We start from the raw sequence: 20,458 nt of genomic DNA, 5'->3' as shown, positions 1-20,458 counted from the left end.
CAAGAGGCTTTGCAACGTGACCGATGTCGCACCCTTCCGCGAGGGCGGTCGAACGCCGCGCAGCAGCGGAAGCGCCCCGGATGCGATTGAAATAGACATTTAAAATCAGCCTGTTAGATATCCGAAATCGAATGGCGCGATGCTATGCGGACAGCGCATGGCTCGCATGCAGAGCCCCTGGGAGCCCGCCTGATGACCGATCCGAACCTGATCGCCTTCCTCGACCGGCTGGCAGATTCTGCCGGAAAAGCAATCATGCCGCATTTTCGGGCGCTCGATTCGATCGAGAACAAGGCGGCTACCGGCTTCGATCCCGTCACCGTCGGCGACCGCGCAGCCGAACAGGCGCTGCGGGCGCTGATCAACGAGCACTATCCCGAGCACGGCATCATGGGCGAGGAGTTCGGCAATGAGCGGCTCGACGCCGAAAATGTCTGGGTGCTCGATCCGATCGACGGCACCCGCGCCTTCATCTCCGGCCTGCCCGTCTGGGGGACGCTGATCGGGCTGACCACCGGCGGCACGCCATCGCTCGGCATGATGGCGCAGCCCTTCACCGGCGAGCGCTTCGCCGGCGATGGCACGCGCTCCTGGTATCGCGGTCCGGAGGGCGAGCGGACGCTGCGGACGCGCCCATGCGGCGGCCTGCCGGATGCCGTGCTGTTCACCACCACCCCGGCGCTGTTCAAGGGCGCCGACCGCGAGGCCTATGATCGCGTCGAGAGCCAGGTCCGGCTCGTGCGCTATGGCTGCGACTGCTACGCCTATTGCATGGTGGCGGCCGGCTTCGTCGACGCCGTCATCGAGGTCGGCCTGCATCCCTATGACATCGTGGCGCTGATCCCGGTGATCGAGGGCGCCGGCGGCCGCGTCACCAGCTGGGACGGCGGCTCGGCAGCAGCCGGCGGCCGCGTGGTCGCCAGCGGCGATCCGCGCCTGCACGACCAGATCCTCGAAATGCTGAACCGCGCCGGCTGAGGCAGGAAACGCTTCACCTCTCCCTCAGGGAGAGGTGAAGGTTAGCAGGACCGCGAGGCCGGCGCCCCTCGCGAAACCGCTTCCGACCGCCGTCAGATCGACTGCAGCAGGCCGCCATCGACGGCGATCGCCTGGCCGGTGATGTAGCTGGCGCGCTCGGAGGCGAGGAAGGCGGCAAGCGCCGCGAATTCCTCCGGCTCGCCGATGCGGCCGGCCGGGATCTTCGAGCCCATGGAGGCGCTGGTGACGCCGACTTCCTTCATCCGGTCGGTATTGGTGTAGCCGGGCAGCAGCGCGTTCACCGTGATGCCCGCCGCCGCGACGTCGCGGCTGAGCGCGTTAACAAGGCCGAGCAGGCCGGCGCGCAGGCCGTTCGAGACGACGAGGCCCGGCTGCGGCTCGCGCGCCGCGACCGAGGTGACGGCGAGGATGCGGCCAAAGCCCTTCGCCTTCATCGACGGCAGCGCCTCGCCGACGCTCTCGACGAAACTCATCCAGAGATTGTCGAAGCCGGCTTGCCAGGCGGCGTCGGTGATCTGCTCGAAATTGCCGGGCGCCGGCCCGCCGGTATTGGTGACGAGGATGTCGACGCCGCGGCCGAGCTTCTCCGCCGCCTGGCGGACCAGGACGCGGCTCGCGCCCGGCTTCGAGACATCGCCGGCGAGGCCGATCACGCCGAGCTCGGCAGCGGTCTTCTCGACGCGGGCGGCGTCGCGGGCGACGATCACCACCGTCGCGCCCTCGGCCGCGAGCTCCGCGGCGACGGCGCGGCCAAGCCCGCGCGAGCCGCCGAAGACGAGCGCGGTCTTGTCGTTCAGTTTCAGATCCATGGCCGAGTAGTCCTGTTCCTTGAAAGATGGGCAGGCTCGCAGAAACAGGCCGCCATTGCCACAGGGGAGCTCGCCGGGAAAACGCCCTAGGCGGCGCCTTCGAGCTGCTGGCGGGCCGACAGATAATGCTCGACCGCGCGCGCGAGCCGGCGCACGCCTTCGGCGATCACCTCGGGCGAGCTGCGGGTGAAATTGACCCGCATGGCGAAGCGGTTCTCGCCGGTGAAGTCGAAGACGCTGCTCGGCACATAGGCGACCTTCTCCTCGACGGCGAATTTGTAGAGCGCGTCGGTATCGATGGCGCTGTCTTTCGAGCGCATCCAGACGAACATGCCGCCGACCGGCACCTCCCACTCGAACCAGTCGGAGAGCCGCAGCGCCGCCTCGCGAAGCAGCGCGTCGCGACGCTCCCGATAGACCGGCACGATGGCACTCGAATGCTCGTGGTCGAAGTCGCGCTGCATCAGTTCGAGCGCGATCGCCTGCGTCAGCAGGCTGCCGCTCAGGTCGCTCGCCATCTTGGTCAGCGCCAGGTTCTGGATCATGCCGGCCTCGGCGACCACCCAGCCGACGCGCAGGCCCGGCACCAGGCTCTTCGACACCGTGCCGAGATAGATCACCGGGCCGTCATAGGGACCCGGGCTGGTCGAGCGAGCGACGGAATGGCTCAGGATACTCGGCCCGGGCGAGCCATCGAGCTGGATCGAGAGATAGGGATCGTCCTCGACCAGCCAGGTGCCCGCCGCGAGCACCTTGTCGAGCAGGGCGACACGGCGCTCCTGCGATACCAGCACGCCGGTCGGGTTGGAGTAGTTCGGCACCGAATAGACGAACTTCGCCTTTTCGAGCGCGGCATCGAAGCCCGGATCCTGCAGCGTCCAGTCGAGCGGCAGATAGCTCGGCGCGCGCGGACGCCAGGCGTCGAGGGCGCCGAGATAGGTCGGCGCCTGCGCGACGATCAGTTCGCCCTGATCGACCAGCACCTTGCCGATCAGGTCGAGCGCCTGCATCGAGCCGGTGGTCAGAAGCACGTTGGCGGCAGTGAAATTGCCGCCCGTCTCGGCCGCGACGCGCGCAGCGATCAGCTGCCGGAGCGCCGGCAGACCCTCGACCGGGCCATATTCCATGATGGTCGAGCCGTGGCGGGCGATCGCCGAACGCGCCGCCGCCTCGACATCGGCGACCGGATAGAGCTCGGCCGCCGGCAGCCCGCCGGCGAGGCTGACGACATCCGCCCGCCCGCCGAAGGCGAGGAACTGCTGCGAGATGTCGTTGCTCGAGCGAAGCCACTGCGCCGTCGCGGGCCGGGCCTTGTTGGTCTTGGCGCTCGCCATAGTCATGAATCCTCGAATGTCGGAAATCGAAAGGCGGAGCGCCAGCCCCGGCGGCTAGAGCCGGGGATCGGGATCCTCGGTATTGCCGCGGCTTTCCTGAACGATCATCCGGCCGGTCGAGGCGGCGTAGCGGAACTGGCAGGCCTCGACATAGTCGGGATCCTTGATCCAGGCGTCGACATGCGCCTTGCTCGGGAATTCGAGGATCACCATGCGATCGGTGAAGGGCGTCCCCTCGGCCGTGAAAACCTCGTCGCCGCGGGTCAGGAAGCGCCCGCCGTGCCGCTTGACGATCGGCGGCGTGCGGTCGGTGTATTTCTTGTAGGTCGCGGGATCGTGGATCGACATGGTCGCGATCACATAGGCCGTCATCGTCATCTCCCTTGTTTGCTAGACATTAGCGCTCGAATGCCGAGTGAATCCGTGCAATTTTCAACCCTCGACGGGGCATCCCTGCAAGAACTCGCTCTGAAACGTCGCCCTGGGAGTGAAAAACGCCAATGGTCGAACTCGACTCGATCGACCGCCGCATCCTGGCCGTGCTGCAGGCGGACGGACGCATCTCCAACCTGGAGGTGGCCGAGCGCGTCGGCCTGTCGCCGACGCCGTGCAGCCGGCGCATCAAGCGGCTGGAAGATAGCGGCGTGATCCAGGGCTATTCGGCAAGGATAAACCCGCTGGCGCTGGGGCTGTCGATCTGCGTCGTCGTCTCCGTCCGCCTCGCCAAGCAGACGCCGGACGCCGCCAGCCAGTTCCTGAGCGCGATCGAAGACCGGCCGGAAATCACCGAGTGCCTGCTGGTCACCGGCAGCGTCGATTATCTGCTGCGGGTCTGGGTCAAGGATATCGAGGCGCTGCGCCAGTTCATCTCGGCCGCGCTGCAAGCGATCCCCTGCGTCGCCGAGACCTCGACCATGGTGATTCTCGACACGACGAAATCGAATGGCCTGTCGACGGCCGACACCGCCGCGCGCCCCGGCCGCGAGCAGCGCTAGCTGTCGGAGCCGGGAACGAACGCGTCGAAAGCGGCCCAGAACAGGCCGCGCATCGGGTCGCGCTCCATCAGGATCTCGTGCCGCGCCCCGGGGATGACGATCTGCGACCCGATCCGCATCTCGCGCGCGAAGCGCTCGATCGCCAGCGGTGACACGACCTTGTCCTCGCCGGCGGCGATCATCAGCGTCGGAATGCGGATTTCGGCCGCGAAGGCGGGATTGGAGGCCTCGTTCATCGCCCGGCAGGCGGCATGCAGCCAGGCGATGGTCGGCGCGCCGACAGTCAACTCCGGCCGCGCCTTGGCGATCGCGATCGTTCGGTCGAAGCGGCGCGGGTCGCTCGTCAGCGGGTTGCCCTTGAAGCCGCGCTCGTCGACCTCGGCGATGCGGGCGCCGGGCGGCAGGGCGTCGCCGAGCCCGAGCAGCGAAAAGGCGCCGGCGGCGAAATTGATGAAACCGCGCGACGGCGCGAAGCCACCGAAATCGAGCAACGGCGACACCAGCACCATGCGGGAGAAGGCCTGCGGCCGGCGCCTGGCGAGTCGGAGGCAGACGAGCCCGCCGGTCGAATGCGCCAGCACGAAATAGGGCGGCGGACAGTCCGGCAGCATCACCGTTTCGATGAAGGCCTCGAGATCGCGCTCATATTCGACGAAGTCATCGACATGGCCCTTGCGCGGATTCTGCAGGCGGCGCTCGGAAGCACCCTGCCCGCGCCAGTCGAAGCTCGCGACCGCGAAGCCGCGCTCCAGCAGTTCGCCGACGACCTCGTAATATTTCTCAATCGCCTCGGCGCGGCCATGGACGATGCAGACGGTGCCCTTGAGGCGTCCTTCCGGCCGCCAGACGGCCGCGCGCAGCCTGACCCCGTCGGCGGTCATGACCGTCTGTTCGGCAGCGCCTGTCGGGACGGGGTTGTCGGGAAAGGATTGCAGACTCATCCGCCGCGCAGTTCCGCATTCGAGCATGGCATCGTGGGTCCTCCGGTCTTAGCCGAGCAACCGGAAGGCGACAAGCGACGGCTGCGCACCGGTGCGAAGGCCGAAACGAAGAAACCGGCGACATCCGGGGATGTCGCCGGCTGACAGGCCGACCTCGCGCGGGGGGCGGATTCGAGATCGACCAGCAGGTCAGGGCGCCCTGCGCTTACCAGCGGCGCCAGTCATTGCCCCAGCCGCCATGCCAGCCGCGATCGCCGCGCCAGTCATTCTCGATCACGCGGCGGCGCAGGATCTCGCCGGACCAGGAATCCACCACCAGCATCACGTCGCGGCCGCGCGGGCCGATGGCGCGGACGATGTAGACGTCGCTGCGGCGGTTGACGATGTCGATGCGGGCATAACCCTGGCGGGCGAGCACGCGGTAGATCTGGCGGCCGTCGAGCTGGCGGCGGGGAGGCGGCGGGCGGCGATAGTCGCGATCGTCCCGGTAGCCGCGGTCGTCATTGTATCCGCCGCGGCCGCCCTCGAAGCGATAGTCCTGGGCCTGCGCGGCGATCGGCAGGACCAGCGCGCCGATCAGAGCAGAGGTGGCAAGAATGGCCTTGATCATGGGTCTTTCTCCAGCGGATGAGCCGGACGATCTGTGCATCGCCGGTCTTGATGGTGAAGCTATCCGCAGCCGCCTGAACGCCATTGGAATGGGTCGTTCATGTGGCGTTCAGCCGAAATGGACCGGCCCTTGAACAGCTTTTGCCCCATCCCCACATCCAATCAGCGGATGCCGATACCGGGTCCGCGAGTGAGACACGCGGCCCGGCCGAGATGGCGGAGCCGGCGTGAATTTCGAACCCCGTCGCTCCAAGGAGGACACCCATGCGTACGTTTGACCTGAGCCCGCTCTATCGCTCCACCGTCGGCTTCGACCGGCTCTTTTCCCTTCTCGACCAGGCCTCTGGCGTCGACGCCGGCGTGCCGGGCTACCCGCCCTACAACATCGAGCGCACCGGCGAGAACGCCTACCGCATCACCATGGCGGTAGCCGGGTTCGGCGACAGCGAACTGTCGATCGAGTCGCGTGAGAACACGCTGACCGTGAAGGGCGAGAAGAAGCCCGAGGACGGCAAGGAATCGGAAGTGCTCTATCGCGGCATCGCCGGACGCTCGTTCGAGCGCCGCTTCCAGCTCGCCGACCATGTGGAAGTGAAGGGCGCCAGCCTCGAGAACGGCCTCCTCCACGTCGATCTCGTCCGCGAGATCCCGGAGGCGATGAAGCCGCGCACGATCGCCATCACCAGCGGCAAGAAAACCAGCCAGCAGATCGAGGCCAAGGCCGCCTGAACGGCGACCCGCGCACTCCATTGACCGGGCGCCCCACGCCAGTGGGGCGCCTTTATTTTAGGCATCAACTGCCGAAACTATTTGCACGAAGCGCTCCACATCGGCCTCGTCAGTACGAAAACTGGTCACCAGCCGCACAAAAATGGTGTCATTGTCCAAGGGTGCGGCAATCAGTCCTGCCGGCGGCCATTCATAGTAGCTCGCACCGGCCGCGCGCAGCCGCCCGTCCGCAGCCTTTGAAAGCGTAGCGAAGATCTCGTTGCCCAGCGGCCGCAGCGGGACGGCCGAACCGGCCGCCACGAGACCGTCGGCGAGGCGCTGCGCCATCGCATTGGCGTGCGCCGCCATATCCAGCCAATGATCCCCATCGAGATAGGCCGCGAACTGGGCCGAAACGAAGCGGCTCTTCGAGAACAGCTGGCCAGCGCGCTTGCGGTGGAACTCGAAGCCGCGCGCCTTCCCGGGATCGAAGAACACCACAGCCTCGGCGGCGAAGCAGCCATTCTTGGAACCGCCGAAGGACAGCACATCGACGCCGGAGCGCCAGCTCGCTTCCGCCGGCGATACGCCGAGCCCCGCCACGGCATTGCCGAATCGGGCGCCGTCCATGTGCAGCGGCAGGCCGGCGCCATGGGCGACGGCGGCGATCTCAGCGATTTCCGCCGGCGTATAGGCAGTGCCCGCCTCCGTCAGCTGGCTGATCGAGACGGCCGCCGGCTGGCCGTGATGCAGCGCCTCGGCCGGATAGGCGGCGATGGCGGCGGCGAGATCCGCGGGCAGCAGCTTGCCGCCGGCGCCATCGATGCGATGCAGCCGAGAACCGCCGCCGAAAAATTCCGGCGCTCCGCATTCATCGACGGCGATATGCGCGTCGCGATGGCAGAAAACCACGCCGCCGGGCTTGGCGAACTGCGCGAGCGACAGCGCATTCGCCGCCGTGCCGGTCGCGACGAAGAATGTCGCCACCTCCCGCTCGAACACCCGCGAGAACGAAGCCTCGACGGCCGCCGTCAGCGGATCGTTTCCATAGGCGGGGGCATGGCCCGCCGCCGCTTCGACGAGTGCGGCCGCCACGCGGTCGGACGCGCCCATCCAGTTGTCGCTTGCAAAGATCATGGCGTCATATCGCGGCGGCGGGCCGGGAAGCGCAAGCCCTCCGCGGCGATTCCCCGCCTGGCGGGCCGCTAAAAGCGCTCGACAGCCTTGTCGCGACGCGGCCTGGCTGCCCGCCGGAAGGAGCGAGGCTGGAATCGGTCGAATCTGCCAGCCTGTGCAACAGGCCGCCGGACCGGCGGAAACCGGCGCATTTCTGCGGCAAAACACTTCCCCGACCGACGGCCCCGCACGACCGGCATTCGAAATTTTCTTGCGCTGCGACCGCCGATCCATCACCTAAAGTTTGTTGGCCTCGTTCGTTTCGTAACAAACATAATGCGTGATCAGCGAAACGCTTGCCGCAGCGAGAGAGTTCTGGCATTTTGGCGCGCCTTGAATTAGGACAGCCTTGCTGTCCCATCGTAGGGTAACGGCAGGACGGTTTCGCGAATTGCGGAAGCGGGCAGGCAGGTTCGGAATGAACCTTGCTTGCAAGAGGATGCGGCCGGACGGCCGGGGTTGCGAACGCCGGTTCGGCGGGGCGCGGCGGTTTGGGCGCGATGCGTCTTATAGTGAATACGGCGATGCGCCGGTTGCCGGTCCAGACGTTCCCGAGGGAACGGGCGGACGGGCGGCCGGCTGGATCGTCGAATGATGAACCATAGAGGATGAGAGGGCACTCAGATGCCGAAGGACTTGCGCGAGACGGAAATGCAGATGGCAGCAGCGGCGACTACCCGCGCCGCCAAAAGCACTGCCGTACGCAACAAGGCCGGCGGAATAGGCGCCCAAGGCCTCTATGACCCGCGCAATGAGCACGATGCCTGCGGCGTCGGCTTCATCGCCAACCTGAAGAACGAGAAGTCGCACCGCATCGTCCAGAGCGGCCTGCAGATCGTCCGCAACCTCGAGCATCGCGGCGCGGTCGGCGCGGATCCGCTGATGGGCGACGGCGCCGGCATGCTGGTCCAGATCCCGCACCGCTTCTTCTCCGAGGAAGCGGACCGGCTGGGCTTTGCCATCGGCGCGCCCGGCAGCTACGCCGTCGGCTTCCTCTTCCTGCCGCAGGACGCGGAGATCCGCGCCGGCATGGAGAAGATCGTCGAGGAAGTCGTCGTCTCCGAGGGCCAGGAGCTGCTCGGCTGGCGCGACGTGCCGGTCGACAACTCGTCGCTGTCCAAGGCACCCGACATCGCGGCGACCGAGCCCTACCATCGCCAGGTCTTCATCGGCCGCGGCAAGGGCATGGCGAGCGACGAGGCGTTCGAACGGCGGCTGTTCATCATCCGCAAGGTGATCTCGAACCGCATCTACACGGCCTATTCCGGCCTCGACAACGACTTCTACGTCGTGTCGCTGTCGTCGCGCACCATCGTCTACAAGGGCATGTTCCTGGCCGAGCAGCTGGGCGCCTATTATTGCGACTTCCACGACGAGCGCTTCGAGAGCGCGCTCGCGCTCGTGCATCAGCGCTTCTCGACCAACACCTTCCCGTCCTGGCGCCTGGCGCATCCCTACCGCATGGTCGCGCATAACGGCGAGATCAACACGGTGCGCGGCAACGTCAACTGGATGGCGGCGCGGCAGGCCTCGGTCGATTCGGAGCTCTACGGCAACGACATCTCGAAGCTGTGGCCGATCTCCTATGAGGGACAGTCGGACACCGCCTGCTTCGACAACGCGCTCGAATTCCTGGTCCAGGGCGGCTATTCGCTGCCGCACGCGGCCATGATGCTGATCCCCGAGGCCTGGGCGGGCAACCCGCTCATGGACGAGCAGCGGCGCGCCTTCTACGAGTATCACGCCGCGCTGATGGAGCCCTGGGACGGCCCCGCCGCCGTCGCCTTCACCGACGGCCTGAAGATCGGCGCCACCCTCGACCGCAACGGCCTGCGCCCGGCCCGCTACCTCGTCACCGAGGATGGCGACGTGCTGCTCGCCTCCGAATCCGGCGTGCTGCCGGTTCCGGAGGAGAAGATCATCACCAAGTGGCGGCTGCAGCCCGGCCGCATGCTGCTGATCGACCTCGAGCAGGGCCGCATCGTCTCGGACGAGGAGATCAAGACCGAGCTCGCCACCAAGCTCCCCTACCAGGAGTGGCTGGCGCGCACCCAGATCGTGCTGGAAGACCTGCCGCCGGTGCCGCCGCGCGCGCCGCGCACCGACGTGACGCTGCTCGATCGCCAGCAGGCGTTCGGCTACACGGGCGAGGACCTGAAGCTCCTGATGGCGCCGATGGCGACCACCGGTCAGGAAGCGGTCGGCTCGATGGGCACGGACACGCCGATCTCGGTGCTCTCCGACAAGTCGAAGCTGCTCTACACCTACTTCAAGCAGAACTTCGCCCAGGTGACGAACCCGCCGATCGACCCGATCCGCGAGGAGCTCGTCATGAGCCTCGTCTCGTTCATCGGACCGCGGCCGAACCTGTTCGACCTGCAGGGCGCCGGCCGCCGCAAGCGGCTGGAAGTGCGGCAGCCGATCCTCGAGAACCCGGACCTGGAGAAGATCCGCGCCATCGGCGAGCTGGACGACAATCCGTTCCAGTCGAAGACGCTCGACATCACCTACGCCTCGGCGCAGGGCGCCGAAGGCATGGCCGACGCGCTGGAGCGGCTCTGCGAGCGCGCCGAGGCGGCCGTGCATGGCGGCTACAACATCATCATCCTGTCGGACCGCATGGTCGGGCCGGACCGGATCCCGATTCCGGCCCTGCTCGCCACCGCTGGCGTGCACCATCACCTGATCCGCAAGGGTCTGCGCACCTCCGTCGGTCTCGTCGTCGAGACGGGCGAGGCGCGTGAAGTGCATCATTTCTGCGTGCTGGCCGGCTTCGGCGCCGAGGCGATCAATCCCTATCTCGCCTTCGAGACGCTGACCGACATGAAGAAGGACTTCCCCGAGGAGGTCGACGACGAAGAGATCGTGCATCGCTACGTCAAGTCGATCGACAAGGGCATCCTCAAGGTCATGTCCAAGATGGGCATCTCGACCTACCAGTCCTATTGCGGCGCGCAGATCTTCGACGCGGTCGGCCTGGCGTCGGAATTCGTCGAGCGCTACTTCTTCGGCACCGCCACCACCATCGAGGGCATCGGGCTCGCCGAGATCGCCGAGGAGACGGTGCGCCGCCACGCCGAGGCCTTTGGCAACGGCGCGATCCTGCGCAACACGCTCGATATCGGCGGCGAGTACAACTACCGCATCCGCGGCGAGAAGCATGCCTGGTCGCCCGACTCGGTGGCGACGCTGCAGCATGCCGTCCGCACCGGCTCGTGGGATCGCTACGAAGACTACGCCAAGGCGATGAACGAGCAGTCCAAGGCGCTGCTGACGCTGCGCGGCCTGTTCGAGATCAAGATGGCGGAGGAAGTCGGCCTGGCCCCGGTGCCGCTCGAGGAAGTCGAGCCGGCGGCCGAGATCGTCAAGCGCTTCGCCACCGGCGCCATGTCGTTCGGCTCGATCTCGCGCGAGGCGCACACCACGCTCGCCATCGCCATGAACCGGATCGGCGGCAAGTCGAACACCGGCGAGGGCGGCGAGGAGCCGGAGCGCTTCCAGCCGCTGCCGAACGGCGATTCGCTGCGTTCGTCGATCAAGCAGATCGCCTCGGGCCGCTTCGGCGTGACGACGGAATATCTCGTCAACTCCGACGTGATGCAGATCAAGGTGGCGCAGGGTGCCAAGCCCGGCGAAGGCGGACAGCTGCCCGGCCACAAGGTCGACGCGACCATCGCCAAGGTCCGGCATTCGACGCCGGGCGTCGGCCTGATCTCGCCGCCGCCGCACCATGACATCTACTCGATCGAGGATCTGGCCCAGCTGATCTTCGACCTGAAGAACGTCAACCCGCAGGCCGATGTGTCGGTCAAGCTCGTCTCCGAAGTCGGTGTCGGCACGGTCGCCGCCGGCGTCGCCAAGGCGCGCGCCGACCACATCACCATCTCCGGCTTCGAGGGCGGCACCGGCGCTTCGCCGCTGACCTCGCTCAAGCATGCCGGCAGCCCGTGGGAAATCGGCCTGGCCGAGACGCAGCAGACGCTGGTCCTGAACGGCCTGCGCTCGCGCATCGCCCTGCAGGTCGATGGCGGCTTCCGCACGGGTCGCGACGTCATCATCGGCGCGCTGCTCGGCGCGGACGAGTTCGCCTTCTCGACGGCCCCGCTGATCGCGGCCGGCTGCATCATGATGCGCAAGTGCCACCTGAACACCTGCCCGGTCGGCGTCGCCACCCAGGATCCGGTGCTGCGCAAGCGCTTCAAGGGCACGCCCGAGAACGTCATCAACTTCTTCTTCTTCGTCGCCGAGGAAGTGCGCCAGCTGATGGCGGCCATGGGCGCGCGCACCCTGGTGGAGCTGATCGGCCAGTCCGACCGGCTCGACAAGGTCGCGGCGGTCAACCACTGGAAGGCGGCCGGTCTCGACTTCACCAAGCTGTTCCACAAGGTGGAGGCCGGGCCGGAAGAGATCCGTCATACCGAGCTGCAGAAGCACCCGATCGAGCATGTGCTCGACCGCAAGCTGATCGCCGAGGCGGCGCCCGCGCTCGCCACCGGCAAGCCGGTCAAGATCGAGGCCGAGATCCACAACACCGACCGTTCGGCCGGTGCGATGCTCTCGGGCGAGGTCGCCAAGCGCTACGGCAATGACGGCCTGCCGGAAGACACGATCGCCATCACCCTGCGCGGCACGGCCGGCCAGAGCTTCGCCGCCTTCCTGGCGCGCGGCGTCTCGATCGACCTGATCGGCGAAGGCAACGACTATGTCGGCAAGGGCCTGTCCGGCGGCCGCATCGTCGTGCGTCCGCCCGAGGCGACCCGCATCGTGCCGGAGCAGTCGATCATCGTCGGCAACACCGTGCTCTACGGTGCGACCGAGGGCGAGGCCTATTTCCGCGGCGTCGCCGGCGAGCGCTTCTCCGTCCGCAACTCGGGCGCGATCGCCGTCGTCGAGGGCTGCGGCGACCATGGCTGCGAATACATGACCGGCGGCATCGTCGTCGTCATCGGCCAGACCGGCCGCAACTTCGCGGCCGGCATGTCCGGCGGCATCGCCTATGTCCTGGACGAGGACGAGACCTTCGCGCAGCGCTGCAACCTGTCGATGGTCGAGATCCAGCCGGTCCAGGAAGAGGACGACCTGCTCGAGAAGCTGCATCACCATGGCGGCGACATCGAGCACAAGGGCCGGATCGACATCACGTCGAACATGAACCGCTTCGATGACGAGCGCCTGCACCGCCTGATCTCGCAGCATCTCCACTACACGGGCTCGACCCGCGCCAAGGAGATCCTGGAGAACTGGGAGAGCTATCGTCCAAAATTCCGCAAGGTCATGCCGGTCGAATATCGGCGCGCACTGATCGAGATGGAACGCGCGCGCTACGGCGTGGCGGCCGAGTAAGGGGGAAGAAATGGGTAAGGTAACGGGTTTCCTCGAGATCGACCGCCAGGACCAGAAGTACCAGCCGGCTGCGGACCGCATCCGGCACTTCCGGGAATTCACCCTGCCGCTGAACGACCAGGACGTCGTTCGGCAGGCGGCGCGCTGCATGGATTGCGGCATTCCGTTCTGCCATGGCGACACCGGCTGTCCGGTGCACAACCAGATCCCGGACTGGAACGACCTCGTCTATTCGGGCGACTGGCAGGAGGCCGCGCGCAACCTGCATTCGACCAACAACTTCCCGGAGTTCACCGGCCGCATCTGCCCCGCCCCGTGCGAGGAAGCGTGCACGCTGAACCTCGAGAACACGCCGGTCGCCATCAAGACGGTCGAGCAATCGATCGCCGACAAGGCCTGGGACGAAGGCTGGATCAAGCCGGAGATCGCCTCGGTCAAGACCGGCAGGAAGATCGCGATCGTCGGCTCCGGCCCGGCGGGCCTGGCGGCTGCGCAGCAGCTCGCCCGCGCCGGCCACGACGTGCATGTCTATGAGCGCGAGGCCAAGGCCGGCGGCCTGCTCCGCTACGGCATTCCGGACTTCAAGATGGAGAAGCACTTCATCGATCGGCGCGTGGCGCAGATCGAGGCCGAGGGCGCGACCTTCCACTACGGCCAGAACATCGGCGTCACCAAGCCGATGGCCGAGCTGGTGGACGGGCACGACGCCGTGCTGCTGACGGGCGGCGCCGAGGCTCCGCGCGATCCGAAGCTGCCGGGCGCCGAGATGGAAGGCGTGCACTACGCCATGCCGTTCCTGGTCCAGCAGAACCGGCGCGTCGGCCGCGAGGAGATCCACGAGGAGCCGATCATCGCCACCGGTAAGCGCGTCGTCGTCATCGGCGGCGGCGACACGGCGTCGGACTGCGTCGGCACCTCGTTCCGCCAGGGCGCGCTCGCCGTCACCCAGCTCGACATCCGCCCGATGCCGCCGCTCAGGGAAGACAAGCTGAGCGTCTGGCCCTACTGGCCGACCAAGTTCCGCACCTCGTCCTCGCAGGCCGAGGGCGCCGAGCGCGAGTTCGCCTGCGCGACGCTGCGCGTCGTCGGCAAGAACGGCAAGGTCACGGGCGTCGAATGCGCCCGGGTCGACGAGAAGCGTCGGCCGATCGAGGGCACGGAATTCATCATCCGCGCCGACCTGGTCTTCCTGGCGATCGGCTTTGCCCATCCGGTGCATGAGGGCATGCTGGCCGAGCTTGGCGCCACGCTCGACAAGCGCGGCAACCTCGCCGCCGATACGAAGAACTACCAGACCTCCGTCGACAAGGTGTACGCCGCCGGCGACATGCGCCGCGGCCAGTCGCTGGTCGTCTGGGCGATCCGCGAGGGTCGCCAGGCCGCGCATGCGATCGACAAGCAGCTGATGGGCGCGACCAACCTCGCCTGGTAAGGCGGGACGGTTCCCCCCACGAAACGAAAAGCCCCCGCCGGTCGCCGGCGGGGGCTTTTTTCTTTGGTGGCGGCGTTCCGCGATGGGATTCGGCAGGCCCCTCACCCTGCCCTCTCCCGCAAGCGGGCAAGGGTTCCGGTCAGCGCTCCTCATCGATCTCGCGGCTTGGCGAGGGGCACATGCGGCCCCCTCTCCCGCGCGCGGGAGAGGGCTGGGGTGCGGGCTTCCCCTACTGCACCGAGGGCGCCAGGGTCGGCACGGCGGCGGTAGGCGCCGGCAGGATGACGATGCCGTCGACGATGCTGGACGAGGACGTGGCGGCGCCGTCGTCCTCCGCATGCGGCGGCTTCCAGGCGAAATCGTCGACCCGGCCCGGCTGCGGCGCCGGCGCCTGGCCGCGGACGGTCAGCTTATATTGCAGGCTATCGGCCGCGGGTCCGGGACCCGCCTCGTTGGCGGCGCCGACGAGCTTGGCGCTGGCGGCGCCCGGATCCGGCTCCGTCAGCGACACCACCGGCCCGACCTTGCGCTCCTTGCCGTCCGGACCGATCTCGGTCGCCGCGTTCGGATTGGTCGGGGTGATCGAGCTCATCGGCAGGCCGAGGCCGCTGCTCTGACGGATGTCGCGCTCGACGAAGAAGGCGAGCTTGCGCTTGCCGGCCTTGCTGAAATTGATGCCGTCGCCGAGGCGCAGATTGCGCATCTGGCCATCGACGTCCGGCCCGCGCGCGATGAACTTGCCGCTCTCGTCGGCAAAACCGTCCCAGACATCGATGAAATGCGCCCCGACCGCGTCGGCCCGCGCCTTGAACAGCTGGTTCAGCTCGGCCATGTCGGCCGAGGCGTCCGACGAGCGGAGCGGCGGCGCGCCGACCCAGTAGACCGGCTTGCCATAAACCTTCAGCGCCAGCAGGAAACGCTCGACGCGCTGCTGATAGGCCTTGCGCCATTCGTCCGAGCCGGGCGAAAGCCTGCCCTCCGCGGTCTTGATCTGCTGACGGTCATTGGCGCCCATTTCGACGACGACGATGTCGGGCTTCTCGCTGTCGAGCAGCTCGGTAATCCGGCTGGCCCAATCCAGGTAATCGTCGCGCACGAAGCCTGACGAGCCGTCGGAGCGGTCGATAACCACAAGCCGCGGCTCCTCGGCGAAAGCCTGGTCCAGCCCCCAGGCGAGGCCGCTGCCGACGAAATCTCCGACGACGAGCACCTTGCGCGCGTCCGGGTTCTTGGGCTGGACCTCGAGCGCCGGATAGATCGGTTCGGCCGGCGCGGCCGGACGCTTCTTGCGCACCGGCGGCGCCTGATCGTTCGACTGACGCGGCGGCCGCTGCATGCCCGGTCCACGACGACGACCGAGTTCCTCCGGCGGCACGGGATACAGGTCCTGCGGCGGCGGCCGCTCAATGCCGAAGAGGCGGTCGAGGAATCCGGCCGGTCCGCCGCGGAACTGCGCGGTGGCGGGCTCCGTCGCGCTCGCCAGCGCGACGGCAGCCAGGATAAGGGCGACCCAACTTCGAAGCATACCAGCCAGCATGACGACATCCCGCCATTTGGGGGTCGCCTGCCCTCGCGACCTTTCCTGAGGGGGCGATCTTACCTGCCAGACCGCAATTGCTGCAACAGGCCCGTCGAGGCGTAGCCGTCCGGAATGTCGCCGGCGGCCGCCTGGTACTGGCGGATGGCGAGGCGCGTGCCGGCGCCGATCTTGCCGTCGACGGAGCCTGAATAGTAACCGTGGCGACCGAGCAGCTGCTGCAATTCGGCCCGCTCGGCCGCCGAAAGCGGCCGCACGTCGCGCGGCCAGCCCGAAACGAACTCGCCGCCGCCGCGCAGCCGGTCCGACAGGTGGCCGACGGCCAGCGCATAGGCATCGGCGTTGTTGTAACGCTTGATCACCTTGAAGTTATGCAGGAGCAGGAAGGCGGGCCCGCCGGCGCCCGCGGGCGCATAGAGCGTCGCCGTCTCGTTCGAGGCAGGGAACGGCCGACCCGCGACGCGGTGGATGCCGAGCTTGCGCCACTGGTCGAGCGACAGCGCCTTGCCGGAATCGGCGTGGCGCCAGTCGAAGCCGGCCGGCAGCTCGACCTCGTAGCCCCAGGTCTGGCCATGCCGCCAGCCCATCTTGGCGAGATAATTGGCGGTCGAGGCGAGCGCGTCGACCTCCGAGGTCCAGACATTGCGCTTGCCGTCGCCGTCGAAGTCGACGGCATAGGCCTGGTAGGTGGTGGGGATGAACTGGGTGTGGCCCATGGCGCCGGCCCAGGAGCCGACCATGTGGCGAGCATCAACGTCGCCGCGCTGCAGGATCTTCAGCGCCGCGATCAACTGCTGGCGACCATACTTCGCGCGCGAGCCACCCTGATAGGCGAGCGTCGCCAGCGAGCGGATGGTGTTCTTGACGATCTTGTCGTTGGTCAGGATCTGGCCATAGGAGGATTCCATGCCCCAGATCGCGACCACCACGCTGCGGTCGACGCCGAAGGTCTGCTCGATCTGCTGCAATTGCCGGCCATACTGGCGCATCGCCTCGCGGCCGTTCTCCAGCCGCTTGGCGGAAACGGCACTATCGAGATAGTCCCAGAGCGGCTTGACGAACTCGGCCTGCGAACTCGCCTTGGCGAGCACGTCGGGATCGGGGGTGAAGTTGCCGAGGGCGCTGTTGTAGACGCTGCGCGAAATGCCGGCCTTCTGAGCCGTGGGCCAGAAGCTCGCCACCCATCGCGCGCCTGCCACATCCGCCATGGCGGGCACCAGGCCGGCCAGCAGCATCAGGAACAGAAGCACAACGCGGGTTCCGGCAGGCGCGAACGGCCGTACGGCGGAAACGGGCGGGCTCAAAAATGCCATGTCTCAGAGGTCTCCTTGTCTTCGTGTCAATGCAAGTCCGGGCCCCCGTCCGGTTCGTTCTCAAGCTCCGGCCGGGTCTTGCCCGGTCCTTTCGCTCAGTCGCGCTGGTTGCGCCGGCCGAGCGCCTCCTCCCAGGCCAGCGCCGTCGCAACGCACTGGTCGAGATCGTCATGCATGGGCGTCCAGCCAAGCGTGATGCGCGCACGTGTCGAATTTGCGACCACGGCGGGAACATCGCCGGCGCGACGACCGCGCTCGATGACGGAAAAATCCCGGCCGGAGACGCGCCGCACCGACGCCAGCACCTCGCGCACCGAATAACCGTGGCCATAGCCGCAATTGGCGACCAGGCTGTCGCCGCCGGCGCGCAGATAGGCGAGCGCATCGGCATGCGCGCTCGCGAGGTCGGCGACGTGGATGTAGTCGCGCACGCAGGTGCCGTCCGGCGTGTCGTAGTCGGTGCCATAGAGGTCGATGCCGTCGCGCTTGCCGAGCGCCGTCTCGCAGGCGACCTTGATCAGGTGGGTCGCGCCCCGGGTCGACTGGCCCGTGCGGCCGCGCGGATCGGCGCCGGCGACGTTGAAATAGCGCAGCGCCACATAGCGGAAATCATGCGCCCGGGCCGCGTCCTCCAGCATCATCTCCGTCATCAGCTTGGAGCGGCCATAAGGCGATTGCGGGACGGTCGGCGCAGTCTCGATGACGGGTTCGGTGCCGGTATCGCCATAGACGGCGGCGGTCGAGGAAAAGATGAAGTGGCGCACGCCGGCGCCGATCACCGCCGCCATCAGCGCGCGGGATTTGACGGTGTTGTTGAGATAGTAGCCGAGCGGGTCGGCCACCGAATCCGGCACGACGATCGAACCGGCGAAATGGATCACCGCGTCGATCGAATGTTGGGCGACCAGTCGCCCGACCAGCGCCTCGTCGGCGATGTCGCCCTCGACGAAGACGGCTTCCGGCGCAACGGCCCATTGAAAGCCGGTGGACAGGCGGTCAAGCACGACCACTGCCTCACCAGCGTCAACAAGACGCCACACCATGTGGCTACCAATATAGCCGGCTCCGCCAGTCACCAAGACCGCCACTTCAAAACTCCAAGCATATTCCGATTGTTAATGAACTATGAATAGGTAAACGAAGTCTTGATGAAGGCCAAAACGCTACCTTTTCATTGGTATTCTTGTTAGGAATCTGTCGATATGCTGCCCGTACCGATGCATCTGTGAGGCGTCCATGAACCCGAAGATTCGCAAGGCCGTATTTCCTGTTGCAGGCCTTGGCACCCGCTTTCTGCCCGCGACCAAAGCCATGCCGAAGGAGATGCTGACGGTCGTCGATCGTCCGCTGATCCAATACGCCGTCGATGAGGCGCGCGAGGCCGGCATCGAGCACCTGATCTTCGTCACCGGCCGCAACAAGGCGGTCATCGAGGATCATTTCGACGTCCAGTACGAACTCGAGGCGACGCTTTCCGACCGCGGCAAGAAGGAGGCCCTGAGCCTCCTCGCCAAAGACCTGCCGAAGCCGGGTTCGACCAGCTTCACCCGCCAGCAGGTTCCGCTCGGCCTCGGCCATGCCGTCTGGTGCGCGCGCGAGATGATCGGCAACGAGCCGTTCGCCGTGCTGCTGCCGGACATGGTGATGAAGGGCGAGCCGGGCTGCCTGAAGCAGATGGTCAAGGTCTACGAGGAATGGGGCGGCAACGTCCTCGCCGTCGAGGAATGCGACCCGGCCCAGACGCACCAGTACGGCATCGTCGGCATCGGCCAGGAAGTCGGCGGCCCCGCCTTCCGCATCAACGCGATGGTCGAGAAGCCGAAGCCGGAAGTGGCGCCGTCCAACCTCTACATCAACGGCCGCTATATCCTGCAGCCGCAGATCTTCGACTTCCTGTCGAAGCAGGAGCGCGGCGCCGGCAACGAGATCCAGCTGACCGACGCCATGCTGAAGCTGATGGACCGCCAGTATTTCTACGGCTGCCGCTTCGACGGCCAGACCTATGACTGCGGCAACAAGGTCGGCTTCCTCGCCGCCAACGTGGCCTTCGCGCTCGACCGCCCGGATATCGCCGACGAGTTCCGCCCGGAACTCGAAAAGCTCCTGGCGCGCTGAGGCGACCGGCACCTGCCTTCGCCTCTCCCTGCGGGAAGGTGACGGTTACGGCCCCAGGCTTCGCCTGAAGGGAATACGAAAGCGGCGGCTCCGATGCGATCGGGCCGCCGTTTTCATGTTCGCCGCCGCCGGCGACTTTACCCCAGCCCTCGCAACCGGGCGGCTATCCGCGCGCGCCGGCCTTCGTCAGGAGTTCGACGATCGGCTGGAAGCCGCGCTCCCTGGCGTGCCGCAAAGGCGTGACGCCATTGCCATCCGGCAGCGACGCATCGGCTCCGCCGTCGAGCAGGAGCCCGACGATCGCGACATGGCGCTCGCCGCCGTCGCCGAGCAGGATCGCCTCGAGCAGCGCCGTCCAGCCGAGATTGTTAACATGATCGACCGCGACGCCCGCCTCGATGAGCGTGCGCACGGTTTCGACATGGCCGCGTTCCGACGCCGGAATGAGCGCGGTGCCGCCATAGCGGTTGGTGCTCCCGAGGTCCGCCCCATGCGCCAGCGTCAGCTTCAGGATCTCGAGATGACCGCGGGCGCCGGCATAGAGATAGGGGCTGTCCTGGATGCGGTCCTTGGCGTTGACGTCAGCGCCGGCCAGGATCAGCAGCCGCGCGACCTCGACGAAGTCCCGATGCGTCGCGACCAGCAGCGCCGTCTCGCCCTCGGCGTTGCGGGCATCGATCGCGACGCCCTTGGCAAGGAGGTCGGCGACGGCGGCCGCGTCGTTGCGCTCGACGGCCTCGAACAGGGCGGCCGCATTCGGGGCGGTCTGGGCGGAAGCGGTCATGACACCGGACACCATGAAAAGGGTTGCGATCCCGGCAACGGCGGCGGCGCCGCTGCCGCTCAGAAGCGTTCGCCGGGACGGGTGACGGATCGGCATGGGCAGCGGTCCTCAAACTCGGGAAACGACGAGCGCGTGCCGCCCGTCAGGAGCTTCCCTTGTAGAACACCGCGGCGGTCATCGCGAACCGCAGTCTCCTCATGGATCCTGCGCCGGGCCAGTCGGAGCCGCCTCGCAATGCCTATCCGCCAAGCCCGGCATCCGCATGGGATGGACGGGGTTGCGACGGATCCATGCATCGACGTCTCGGAGATCGTCGGGATACGGCTCGGCACCGGGGAAGCTTCGATAGCTCCAGAATCGGAA

16 protein-coding genes are annotated in these 20,458 nt (G+C 67.2%); 6 read left to right on the top strand and 10 right to left on the bottom strand.

Annotated features, from left to right (window positions below; all coding sequences use genetic code 11):
• Positions 1-192 precede the first annotated feature (192 nt).
• Positions 193-978, top strand: coding sequence for a histidinol-phosphatase (hisN, locus tag WFK98_RS26435; protein WP_266340189.1), 786 nt, complete (start codon positions 193-195; stop codon positions 976-978).
• A 92-nt stretch (positions 979-1,070) separates the two neighbouring features.
• Here hisN and WFK98_RS26430 read toward each other — a convergent pair whose 3' ends face one another.
• The 3 genes from WFK98_RS26430 to WFK98_RS26420 all read right to left on the bottom strand — a co-directional run bounded on the left by WFK98_RS26430 (position 1,071) and on the right by WFK98_RS26420 (position 3,514).
• Complete coding sequence (locus WFK98_RS26430) at positions 1,071-1,808, bottom strand: SDR family oxidoreductase (RefSeq protein WP_266340188.1); 738 nt, start codon at positions 1,806-1,808, stop codon at positions 1,071-1,073.
• A gap of 86 nt (positions 1,809-1,894) precedes the next feature.
• Complete coding sequence (locus tag WFK98_RS26425; protein WP_336802386.1) at positions 1,895-3,142, bottom strand: aminotransferase-like domain-containing protein; 1,248 nt, start codon at positions 3,140-3,142, stop codon at positions 1,895-1,897.
• Positions 3,143-3,196: 54 nt separating this feature from the next.
• Positions 3,197-3,514, bottom strand: a complete 318-nt coding sequence (locus WFK98_RS26420) for a DUF1330 domain-containing protein (protein ID WP_336802385.1) — start codon at positions 3,512-3,514, stop codon at positions 3,197-3,199.
• A 128-nt stretch (positions 3,515-3,642) separates the two neighbouring features.
• Here WFK98_RS26420 and WFK98_RS26415 point away from each other — a divergent pair, with 128 nt between their 5' ends.
• A complete protein-coding gene (locus WFK98_RS26415; protein ID WP_266340185.1) occupies positions 3,643-4,137 on the top strand; it encodes an Lrp/AsnC family transcriptional regulator in 495 nt (164 codons plus the stop codon).
• Here the strand turns inward: WFK98_RS26415 and WFK98_RS26410 are convergent.
• Both WFK98_RS26410 and WFK98_RS26405 read right to left on the bottom strand, forming a co-directional pair.
• Positions 4,134-5,078 carry an alpha/beta hydrolase gene (locus WFK98_RS26410; protein WP_336802384.1) on the bottom strand — a complete coding sequence of 315 codons (945 nt, stop codon included), beginning with the start codon at positions 5,076-5,078 and terminating at the stop codon, positions 4,134-4,136. The two genes, WFK98_RS26415 and WFK98_RS26410, sit on opposite strands and share 4 nt — an antisense overlap.
• Before the next feature lie 205 nt (positions 5,079-5,283).
• Positions 5,284-5,688 (bottom strand): hypothetical protein, encoded by a 405-nt coding sequence (locus WFK98_RS26405; protein WP_266340183.1) that lies wholly within the window; start codon positions 5,686-5,688, stop codon positions 5,284-5,286.
• Between the two features lie 263 nt (positions 5,689-5,951).
• On the opposite strand from WFK98_RS26405, the gene WFK98_RS26400 reads away from it, so the two are divergent.
• The gene (locus WFK98_RS26400) at positions 5,952-6,416 is read left to right on the top strand and encodes an Hsp20 family protein (protein ID WP_266340182.1); all 465 of its coding nucleotides are present in this window, start codon (positions 5,952-5,954) and stop codon (positions 6,414-6,416) included.
• Positions 6,417-6,473: 57 nt separating this feature from the next.
• Here WFK98_RS26400 and WFK98_RS26395 read toward each other — a convergent pair whose 3' ends face one another.
• Entirely contained in the window at positions 6,474-7,532 is a 1,059-nt protein-coding gene (locus WFK98_RS26395; RefSeq protein ID WP_336802413.1) for a threonine aldolase family protein, read from the bottom strand.
• A 696-nt stretch (positions 7,533-8,228) separates the two neighbouring features.
• On the opposite strand from WFK98_RS26395, the gene gltB reads away from it, so the two are divergent.
• A complete protein-coding gene (gene gltB, locus WFK98_RS26390) occupies positions 8,229-12,914 on the top strand; it encodes a glutamate synthase large subunit (RefSeq protein WP_442907483.1) in 4,686 nt (1,561 codons plus the stop codon).
• Between the two features lie 10 nt (positions 12,915-12,924).
• Positions 12,925-14,346: a glutamate synthase subunit beta gene (locus WFK98_RS26385; protein ID WP_266340180.1), complete on the top strand. Its 1,422-nt coding sequence runs from the start codon at positions 12,925-12,927 to the stop codon at positions 14,344-14,346.
• Positions 14,347-14,575: 229 nt separating this feature from the next.
• Here WFK98_RS26385 and WFK98_RS26380 read toward each other — a convergent pair whose 3' ends face one another.
• The 3 genes from WFK98_RS26380 to galE all read right to left on the bottom strand — a co-directional run bounded on the left by WFK98_RS26380 (position 14,576) and on the right by galE (position 18,284).
• The gene (locus WFK98_RS26380; RefSeq protein ID WP_336802382.1) at positions 14,576-15,883 is read right to left on the bottom strand and encodes an SGNH/GDSL hydrolase family protein; all 1,308 of its coding nucleotides are present in this window, start codon (positions 15,881-15,883) and stop codon (positions 14,576-14,578) included.
• Between the two features lie 59 nt (positions 15,884-15,942).
• A complete protein-coding gene (locus WFK98_RS26375) occupies positions 15,943-17,196 on the bottom strand; it encodes a lytic murein transglycosylase (protein ID WP_336802381.1) in 1,254 nt (417 codons plus the stop codon).
• Between the two features lie 95 nt (positions 17,197-17,291).
• On the bottom strand, positions 17,292-18,284 hold the full coding sequence (gene galE / locus WFK98_RS26370) for a UDP-glucose 4-epimerase GalE (protein ID WP_266340177.1): 993 nt from the start codon (positions 18,282-18,284) through the stop codon (positions 17,292-17,294).
• Between the two features lie 148 nt (positions 18,285-18,432).
• On the opposite strand from galE, the gene galU reads away from it, so the two are divergent.
• Positions 18,433-19,311, top strand: a complete 879-nt coding sequence (gene galU / locus WFK98_RS26365) for a UTP--glucose-1-phosphate uridylyltransferase GalU (RefSeq protein WP_266340176.1) — start codon at positions 18,433-18,435, stop codon at positions 19,309-19,311.
• A 163-nt stretch (positions 19,312-19,474) separates the two neighbouring features.
• Here the strand turns inward: galU and WFK98_RS26360 are convergent, their stop codons facing one another.
• A complete protein-coding gene (locus WFK98_RS26360) occupies positions 19,475-20,095 on the bottom strand; it encodes an ankyrin repeat domain-containing protein (protein WP_336802380.1) in 621 nt (206 codons plus the stop codon).
• Between the last annotated feature and the right edge of the window lie 363 nt (positions 20,096-20,458).

Source organism: Kaistia sp. MMO-174, from assembly GCF_037147815.1.
Lineage (GTDB): Bacteria > Pseudomonadota > Alphaproteobacteria > Rhizobiales > Kaistiaceae > Kaistia > Kaistia nematophila.
Note: the sequence above shows the minus strand (reverse complement) of the source record. Positions and strands in the feature narration are given on the sequence as shown.